An 8,790-nucleotide genomic window follows, 5' to 3' on the forward strand; every position below is an offset into this window, starting at 1 on the left:
GCGTTTCCTCAGCCGCGCGGAGGCAGCAGCGATCGGTCGAAGCCTCTGCCGTCGCGGTCCTGCGGGCGCCGGTTCCGGGAGCGCATGCTGCCCGGGTCCGGGTTCTCCGCATTTGCCTTGATGACCACGATCCGGTCGCCGGGCTGGAACACCTTGACCCCGCCCGAATCGAACCGGTGCGAGACACCGTTGCGGATCACCGTCAGCACGATCTCCCCGCGCGCGGTGAGTCGTGCGGGGGACAGGCCGACGTCCTCCGGTTTGATCTCCCGCTCGGCGATCTGCAGTCCCGCGACGGGCTCGAGCAGATCCTCGATGACCTCGCCGGCGTTGGGAGCGATGATCGCCAGCCCGAGCAGGCGGCCCGCGGATTCCGCCGTCGGGATCACGACGTCGGCACCACCCTGGCGGAGGACCTCGATGTTCTGCTCCTCGCGGGCCGCCGCGGCGATCGTCGCGTTCGGCGCCAGCCGACGTGCAGTGAGCGTGACCAGCACATTCGTGTCGTCCCGGTCGGCCGCAACGATGATCCGGTCGGCGTTCGGGACAGCGGCCTGCTGCAGCACGTCCTGCCGGCGGGCGTCACCGAGTACGGCCACACAGCCGTCGCCGGTGGCCGCCTTGATATTGGCGCCGTCGGAGTCCACGACGACGATGTGGTCTGCCGGGTAGCCCTGGTCGATCAATGCGGCTACAGCGGAACGGCCCTTGCTGCCGTACCCGATGACGACGGTGTGCTTCTTCACGCGCTTCCTCCAGCGGTTGGTGCGGAATTGCTGGCGGCTTCGTTCGGTCAGCACCTCGATGGTCGTCCCGACCAGCACGATCAGGAAGACGAACCGCAGCGGCGTGATCACCAGGATGTTCGTCAACCGCGCCGACTCGGACACCGGGGTGATGTCGCCGTAGCCGGTTGTCGACAGCGTGACCGTCGCGTAGTACAGCGCGTCGAGCCAGGTGTCGATGGTGCCGTCGAGATCGCGGTAGTCCGCGCGCTCCACGTAGACCACGACCGTCGTGATCACGACGCAGAGGACGGCGATGAACACGCGGAAGCTGATCGCCCTGACCGGGCCGTGCTCCTTAGCGGGCAACGCCAGGCGCGGGTTCTCATTCGCCACAAAGCGGCACCCTACGCCGGAGCCGACAGTGACCGAGCATCGAAGCCGCGCGGGTGGTCGGCGAGTGTTCGGCGACCGGACCGCTGCGGGTGAAGATCAGCTGCCGACCGGGCGAAGATCAGTTACCCGGACGCTCCCGGTCGGCCAGGAAGGCCTCGAACTGGGCGCCGAGCTCGTCGGCGGTGGGCAGCGGGGCCGACTGGGCGAGCAGTCCCCGCCCGGTGGCCGACACGTAAGCGTCGTACTGCTGCTCCAGCGCGTGCACGATCTCGGCGACCTCGGTGTTCTCCTCGACCTGCTTCGCGAGCTCGGCCCGGACCGTTGCGGCGGCCTCGTCCAGTCCGCTGGTCGGGAGCAACAGACCGGTGGCGTCAGCGGTGGCCTGGATGAGCGTCCGCGCGGTCTCGGGGTAGTCGGAGCGCGCGATGTAGTGCGGGACGTGCGCGGCGAACCCGATGGTGTCCCGGCCGGCCTGGCCGAACCGGTACTCGAGCAGCCCGACGGCGTGACCGGGGACGGCGATGATGCCGAGCCAGTCCTCCTGCTCGGGCAGCAGCCCGGGCCGGGTGGCGTGTGACGACATGCCGGTCGGGCGGGTGTGCGGCACACCCATCGGGATGGCCATCAAGCCGACGGTCAGCCGCACCGCGAAGCGGTCGACGACCTGCCCGACGGCGGCGACGAATCGTTCCCACTGGGTGTCCGGCTCCGGTCCGGACAGCAGCAGGAAGGGCGTGCCGTCGGTGTCGGACAGCTGATGCACGACGAGTTCCGGTGCCGCGTAGTCGGTGAAGGCGTTGGATTGATAGGTCAGGGTCGGACGGCGGGCCCGGTAGTCGATGAGCTGGTCGACGTCGAAGGTGCCGACCACGGTGTGCTCGAGCGTCGACAGCAGGTGGTCGACGGCGAGCTTCACGCCGGAACCCGCATCGATGTACCCGTCGAGCGCGACGATCAGCACCGGCTCGGCCAGCTGCTCGATTTCGGCACGCTCCAGGTGCAGCTCGTACAGCTCGCCCGGTTCGCCGGTCATCGTGTCCGTCCTGATCGTCGTGGCTCGTGTCGCTGCCGTGTGTGTCGCTGCCGTGTGTGTCGCCGCTTGTCTGTCACCGCTTGTGCGTCACCGCTTGTGGTCACCCTGCGGTTCGGCTCTTCAATGGTCACCCCGCACTCCATCGCTGGCAACGTCGGGGTGACGGGAGTCATTCCCCAACGGGCCCGTCCGATCATCCGAAGACGATCGTGCGAAGCCCGTCCCGCAGCACCCTGTTCTGCAGGTGGTAGCTCAAACCCTTGGCCAGCACTGCCTTTTCGATGTCCCGGCCCAGCCTGACCATGTCGGCAGGTGAGTCGGCATGGTCCACTCGGATCACGTCCTGCTCGATGATCGGCCCCGCGTCCAGTTCCGCGCTGACGTAGTGGCACGTCGCCCCGATCATCTTCACCCCGCGAACGTAGGCCTGGTGGTACGGCCGGGCGCCGCGGAAGGACGGCAGGAAGCCGTGGTGGATGTTGATCAGCCGGCCGTCCCAGGCCTCGCACAGGTCGTGCGGGATCACCTGCATGTACCGGGCCAGCACGATCGCGTCAGGTGAGTGTGCGTCGACCTCGCGGCGGATCTCGGTGAACGCGGCGGCCTTGCCTGCGTCGTCACGGGGCACCGGGATGTGCCGGAAGGGCAGGCCGAAGAGGGTCGCGACCGGCTCCAGGTCCGGGTGGTTGCCGATGACGACGGCGATGTCCGCGGGCATCTCGCCGGAGTGCCAGCGGGCCAGCAGTTCGTAGAGGCAATGGCCTTCCTTCGAGACCAGCAGGACGACCGTCTTCCGGTCGGTGCTGTCGGTGACCTGCCAGCTGTCGGCGTCCAGCGCACCGGCGATCACCGAGAACTGCCGTCGCAGATCGTCGATGCCGAATCCCACCGAGTTGGCGCGGATCTCCTGACGGGTGAAGAACCGGCCCGATTCGTCATCGGAGTGGTAGGCGGCCTCGGTGATCCAGCCGCCGATCTCAGCCAGGAAGGTGGTGATGCGCGCGACGATGCCGGTACGGTCCGGGCAGCTCAGGGTGATCACGAACCGGTGATCGTCCGGCAGGCGGTCGTTGGCGCTCACGGGGTGTCATGCTGCCATGCCGTCGACCGGTCACCTGCTCACCGGCTCGGCCTACGGCGCTCAGTGCTGCGGCTCGAAGTGGGGCGCGCGGGTCAGTCGGTGACCAGATGCTCGCGGGTGTAGTTCTCCTCGCTGGCCAGCAGGTGCCCGATCTGCTCGGCGATGACGGCCTCGATCTTCGACCCGAACAGCGGGATCGGCACGGTTGCCTCGCCCTTCACCACCAGGGTCGAGTGCTCACCGTTCGGGGTCAGCGTCATCGTGCCCTTGATGGACGCCGGGGCACCCTTCACCACCAGTGAGAACTGGGCGGTGAAACCGTCGCCGTCGACGTGCCAGTCCTCCGTCCGCTCGGTGACCGGGTCGCCCTGCATCATCGAGGCGACCATCGACGGCAGGATCGACGCGGGGATGGACTGACGGGTGACCAGCCGGACGCCGTCGACGGTGCTGTCCACGTCGATGACCTGGGCGTCGGGCGCGCCGGAATCCTCCAGCCGTCCGGCGATGAAGTCGGGATCGTTGAACAACGCGAACACGTCGTTGACGGGAGCGTCGTAATGCTGGGTCACATTCACCGGTGTAGGCACCACGAGATCATCACCGGACGGTGGGTCCCAACGCAACCTTCAGAGGGCCCGGGTGAGTCGCCTCCGGGCGTGGCCGACGGGTTCGCAGCGGCGGGCAGATTGTCTGGTTCTACCTGCCGGATCGGACCGGAGAGGTTACGGTCGGAGCGATCGACGGCCGCTCGAACCGGGGCGGTGGTCCGCCCGTGTCGCCCGCAGCCCGAGGAGCCCGTTTCGTGTCCCGTCACCCGCTCGACTCGCTCAGCACCGAGGAGTTCCGCCGCACCACCGATGCGCTGAGGGCGGCCGGCCGGCTCACCCCGTCGCGACGGTTTGCCTCCATCACGCTCGACGAGCCCGCCAAGGCCGATGTGCTGGCGTGGAAGGAGGGCGATCCGATCGTCCGCCGGTCGCTGTGCGTGCTGTGGGACCGGGCCGACAACAAGACCTACGAAGCCGTTGTCGCGCTGTCCGAGGACGGTGCCGCCGCCGATGCGGTGCTGTCGTTCGACCACATCCCCGGCGTCACGCCGAACTTCACCGTCGACGAGTGGCACGACTGCGAGGTCGCCATGAAGGCGGAACCGAGGGTCGTCGAGGCGCTGGCCGAGCGCGGCATCACCGACCTCGATCTGGTGCTGATCGACGTCTGGACGTACGGCAAGGCGCTGATGCCGGAGAAGTACCGCGATCGGCGGCTGGGTTGGGCGGACATCTGGGTGCGCTCGAGCCCGACCGGCAACCCCTACGCGAACCCGGTGTCGGGCATGAAGCTGATCGTCGACATGAACACGATGGAACTGCTGGAGATCGACCGCGCCGACGTCGTCGCGTCCCCGGCCCCGGTGATGGGGGAGTACGAGCCCGATCTGGTGCCTGGACAGACGCAGCGGACCGACATCAAGCCGCTGGAGATCACCCAGCCCGACGGGCCGTCCTTCGAGGTCGACGGGAACGTGATCCGGTGGCAGAACTGGTCGTTCCGGCTGGCCTTCAATTATCGCGAGGGCCCGGTCATCCATCAGGTCAAGTACAACGACCACGGCACCGAACGCGACATCGCCTACCGGATGTCGTTTGCCGAGATGATCGTGCCGTACCGGGATCCCAGCTTCGACCACTACCGCCGCACGGCCTACGACATCGGCGAATGGGGCCTCGGATACATGACGACCTCGCTCGCGTTGGGCTGTGACTGTCTCGGCGAGATCCGTTACGTCGACGCCGTTCTCCCGGACAGCCTGGGTGAGCCGTCGACCATCGCCAACGCCATCTGCCTGCACGAGGAGGACAACGCGATCCTCTGGAAGCACATCGATTCGATCAACGGCCGCGCCGAGGTGCGCCGCGCACGGCGCATGGTGGTCTCGATCCACGCCACGGTCGCCAACTACGAGTACATCGTCTACTGGCGCTTCTACCAGGACGGGAACATCGAGTGCGAGGTCCGCGCGACCGGCATCATGGTCACCACGCCGATTCCCGAGGGCGACGCCGCTCCGCCCACCGGCACGGTGGTCGACCAGCGGACCTATGCGCCCTATCACCAGCATTTCCTGGTGGCGCGGCTCGACATGGACGTGGACGGCGGGACCAACACGGTGCTGGAGGTCGACTCCGAGGCGGCCCCGGTCGGACCCGAGAACCCCTACGGTCTCGCGATTGTCACGAAGGCAACACCGATCGAGTCGGAGTCCCAGTCGGCCCGTGACTTCAATTGGGACACCCAGCGGGGCTGGAAGGTCATCAATCCCGGCAAGCTGAACGGCCTTGGTACGCCTGTCGGCTACAAGCTCGTCCCCGGGGCTGCGTTCCCGGTGATGATGGATCCGTCGACGCCGCAGTACCAACGGGCTCCGGTGATGGGGCACACCTTGTGGGTGACCCGCCACCACGACGACGAGAAGTGGCCCGCCGGAACGTATCCGACGCAGAGTGACGCCGATGACGGCCTGACGAAGTGGATCTCGGACGACGAGTCGCTGGTCAACACCGACATCGTGCTGTGGTACGTCTTCGGCATCCACCACATCACCCGGCCCGAGGAGTGGCCGGTGATGCCGGTCGACACGGTGTCCTTCTGGCTCAAGCCCTTCGGGTTCTTCGACCGGAACCCGTCGCTGGACGTGCCACCGCAGCCCGGTCACGCTGGGCACTCGGTGGCTGCGGGTGGTCATGGAGACGCGGTCGGTGAGGGCACGTCGCTGGGCGCCGCGGGTCCGGGACCGAGTTGCCACTGAGGTTCCTGCAATGACGCGTTGACTGAACCGTTCCCTTGCGCTCGCCGCGAGTCGCGAGTCGCTGCGCCAGGGAACGGTTCAGTCGCGGCCGCGGCATTTGTCGGCATTGTCAAGGCAAACTTGACATCGAGCCTCTCGTCAAGGCAACCTTGACGGTGTGAACAGAGACTTTGCGTGTCCCCAGATGTCCACGGCGCTTGCCGCCCTCCCGCAGCACCCGATCACGCAGCACCCAATCACAGAGCACCCGATCCCCCAGCACCCGATCACGCAGCACCCCATCGCGCAGCACCCGACCATCCCCGTACAGGCGCCGGCTCCGGCGATCGAGTACGCCCGCCATATCCCCGTCACCGTGTACGGCATCAACGAAGCGACCCCCGGGTGGCGCTGGAAGGCGTTGTTCGATGCGACGTGGCCTGCGTACCGGGCGTGGTACCTCAGCCAAGGCGAGGCAGCACGGCCCGACCTCGTGACGGCGACGGCGCAACTCGAACGCCACATGCCCGAGCTGATGCCGACCTACCGCCGGCTGGTAGCGCTCGCCGGTGACGACGACGTCGCGGCCCGGATGTTGACGATGTGGAACGCGCCGGCCTTCCTGCCCGCATGCTCGCAGGCCGTTGTCACCGGGCCGACGCCGGCGCTGTGCCGCAACTACGACTACAGCCCCGACCTGTGGGAGTGCACGGTCTACTCCAGCGCCTTCACCGGCCGCCGGGTGATCGGCACCGGTGACTGCCTGTGGGGGATGCTCGACGGGATGAACGACGCCGGACTCGCGGTGTCGCTGACGTTCGGCGGCCGTCCCGGGTCCGGTCCCGGATTCGCGATCCCGATCGTGGTGCGGTACCTACTCGAGGTCGCGACCACGGTGCGGCAGGCCCGAGAACTGTTGCGGGGCATCCCTGTTGCCATGTCCTACAACCTGACGATGGTGGACGCGGGCGGCGATGCGTGCACCGCATTCGTCGCACCCGGGCAGGCGCCGGAGTTCAGTGCCGCCCCGATCGCGACCAACCATCACGGGGTGGTGCCGGAGTATCCGGAACGCGCCAGCTCGTTGCGCAGCGTCCCCCGGCTGGACCGGCTCGCCGAACTGGTCCAGCAGGGACCGGCACCGGACGACCTGGCCCGCGCCTTCGTCGCCGACCCGCTGTACAACCGCGAGTACTCGCGCGCGTTCGGCACCCTGTACACGGCGCTCTACCGGCCCACCGAGGGAACGGTCGACTACGTGTGGCCCGACGGAACCTGGCGGCGACGGTTCGACGACGCCGATGCGACCCGAACGGTGGTGCTGATCGGCGACTGACTGGCAAGGTGGCGGCGTGACGTCTGACAGCACCGGTGATACCGGTCCCACGCTTGCCGAACTCGAACGCACGGCGGCGGACGCGGTGCGTGCGCTCGCGGAGCGTGCTGACCCCGAGGCGTTCCAGGCACTGCTGCGGCTCAGCGCGCTGGTCGGTGAGTCCCTCGGGGTGAACGCGAGGGCCCTCGCGGTATCCGGATCCTGGGCCAAGGTCGCCGAGGTAGCGGGAACGTCGCGGCAGGCCGCCTGGTCGCGGTGGAGCGCGCCGAACGCCTGACAGGGACCATCCTGACCAGACTTTGTTCGCTCCTCTCGGCGAACCGGTGTAGGACTTCGGGGATGGACCGCATCGATGTTGGCGGGTTGGGCGTCGCGTTCCGTCGCACCGGAAGTGGCCCGCCTTTGTTGCTGTTGCACGGAGCGTTGTGCGATAGCAGGGACTGGCGGCGGCAGATGGACTGCTTCGCCGCCCATTTCACCGTCATTGCCTGGGACGCACCGGGATGTGGTGACTCCGATGACTTGCCCTCCCCCGACTACGGTCTCGACGACCACATCGACACCTTGGCCGGATTCATCCGGGCTGTGGGCCTGGACCACCCACATGTCCTGGGTTTGTCGCTGGGGAGCGTTCTGGCGATAGCACTGAAAGCGCGGTATCCAGATTCCGCACGGTCTTTGACATTGGCGTCCGCCTACGCAGGCTGGGGCGGCTCGCTGCCGCCGTCTGAAGTGCAACACCGGATCCGACTCACTCTTCAGGACCTGGAACGCCCCTCTGGCGAAGCGGCGCGGGAATTTGTCGCGACCCTGCTGCCGCCCGATGCCCCGCGATGGCAGGTCGAGGAGCAGATCGACATGATCACCCAGGCCCGACCGGCCACGACCCGCGCGATACTCACCCGCATCGCACCCGTCGACCTGCGACCCGCGCTGGCCCTGATCGATGTGCCGACATTGCTGCTGTACGGCGATGACGACGTCCGCGCGCCGGCCGCTGTGGCAGCGGCTATGCATGCCCAGATCCCGGGATCGTTGCTGATACAGCTGGCCGGCGTCGGGCACTGCGGACACGTCCAGGCACCGACCGAGTGGAACCGCGCTGTCCTCGACTTCCTGAATGCTCAAACCTGACCACGACGCTTGCCGAGTCGGTGACCCGAGGTCAGACGAGCGACCGGCGCGGCGTGCGACCGTGCGTGCTCAGACCGGCATCAACCAGCGCGCGATCAGGTCAGGTGCAGATGGCGGACTCGGCCGTCCCGACCAGGATGTCGACGGTGGCGTCCAGTCCCAGTCGCCGGCCGGTGTAGAGCTGATCGAAGGCGTCGAAGCTACAAATCATCCAGAGCACATCGGTGGCCCGTTCGACGCTGACGCCGTCCCGCAGTTGCCCGTCCTCGGCCAGCCGTGCGGCGACGTGTGCCATCC

The 8,790-nt window shown here is 67.7% G+C and carries 8 protein-coding genes and 1 pseudogene; 4 read left to right on the top strand and 5 right to left on the bottom strand.

From position 1 onward, the window contains the following. Positions 1-8: 8 nt before the first annotated feature. The 4 genes from ACVBEQ_RS13295 to ACVBEQ_RS13310 form a co-directional block, all read right to left on the bottom strand. Complete coding sequence (locus ACVBEQ_RS13295; RefSeq protein ID WP_447153776.1) at positions 9-1,121, bottom strand: potassium channel family protein; 1,113 nt, start codon at positions 1,119-1,121, stop codon at positions 9-11. A gap of 118 nt (positions 1,122-1,239) precedes the next feature. Further along, on the bottom strand, positions 1,240-2,154 hold the full coding sequence (locus ACVBEQ_RS13300) for a PAC2 family protein (protein WP_447153777.1): 915 nt from the start codon (positions 2,152-2,154) through the stop codon (positions 1,240-1,242). Positions 2,155-2,347: 193 nt separating this feature from the next. Further along, positions 2,348-3,235, bottom strand: coding sequence for a formyltetrahydrofolate deformylase (gene purU, locus ACVBEQ_RS13305; RefSeq protein ID WP_447153778.1), 888 nt, complete (start codon positions 3,233-3,235; stop codon positions 2,348-2,350). Positions 3,236-3,327: 92 nt separating this feature from the next. Continuing rightward, positions 3,328-3,825: a DUF2505 domain-containing protein gene (locus ACVBEQ_RS13310; protein WP_447153779.1), complete on the bottom strand. Its 498-nt coding sequence runs from the start codon at positions 3,823-3,825 to the stop codon at positions 3,328-3,330. 215 nt (positions 3,826-4,040) lie between these two features. Here ACVBEQ_RS13310 and ACVBEQ_RS13315 point away from each other — a divergent pair, with 215 nt between their 5' ends. From ACVBEQ_RS13315 to ACVBEQ_RS13330, 4 genes are all read left to right on the top strand, one after another. Next, positions 4,041-6,044 (top strand): primary-amine oxidase, encoded by a 2,004-nt coding sequence (locus tag ACVBEQ_RS13315; protein WP_447153780.1) that lies wholly within the window; start codon positions 4,041-4,043, stop codon positions 6,042-6,044. A gap of 184 nt (positions 6,045-6,228) precedes the next feature. After that, a complete protein-coding gene (locus ACVBEQ_RS13320) occupies positions 6,229-7,359 on the top strand; it encodes a C45 family autoproteolytic acyltransferase/hydolase (RefSeq protein ID WP_447153781.1) in 1,131 nt (376 codons plus the stop codon). A gap of 16 nt (positions 7,360-7,375) precedes the next feature. Then, on the top strand, positions 7,376-7,636 hold the full coding sequence (locus ACVBEQ_RS13325) for a hypothetical protein (RefSeq protein WP_447153782.1): 261 nt from the start codon (positions 7,376-7,378) through the stop codon (positions 7,634-7,636). 62 nt (positions 7,637-7,698) lie between these two features. Continuing rightward, a complete protein-coding gene (locus ACVBEQ_RS13330; RefSeq protein WP_447153783.1) occupies positions 7,699-8,493 on the top strand; it encodes an alpha/beta fold hydrolase in 795 nt (264 codons plus the stop codon). Positions 8,494-8,593: 100 nt separating this feature from the next. Here ACVBEQ_RS13330 and ACVBEQ_RS13335 read toward each other — a convergent pair. After that, positions 8,594-8,790, bottom strand: a pseudogene (locus tag ACVBEQ_RS13335) (TetR/AcrR family transcriptional regulator); the annotation flags it as partial.

The organism is Nakamurella sp. GG22 (genome assembly GCF_052976845.2).

Coding starts and splice junctions, on each gene's coding strand:
- ACVBEQ_RS13300 (WP_447153777.1), bottom strand. CDS start 2,154: ATGACCGGCGAACCGGGCGAGCTGTACGAGCTGCACCTGGAGCGTGCC.
- ACVBEQ_RS13320 (WP_447153781.1), top strand. CDS start 6,229: ATGTCCACGGCGCTTGCCGCCCTCCCGCAGCACCCGATCACGCAGCAC.
- ACVBEQ_RS13330 (WP_447153783.1), top strand. CDS start 7,699: ATGGACCGCATCGATGTTGGCGGGTTGGGCGTCGCGTTCCGTCGCACC.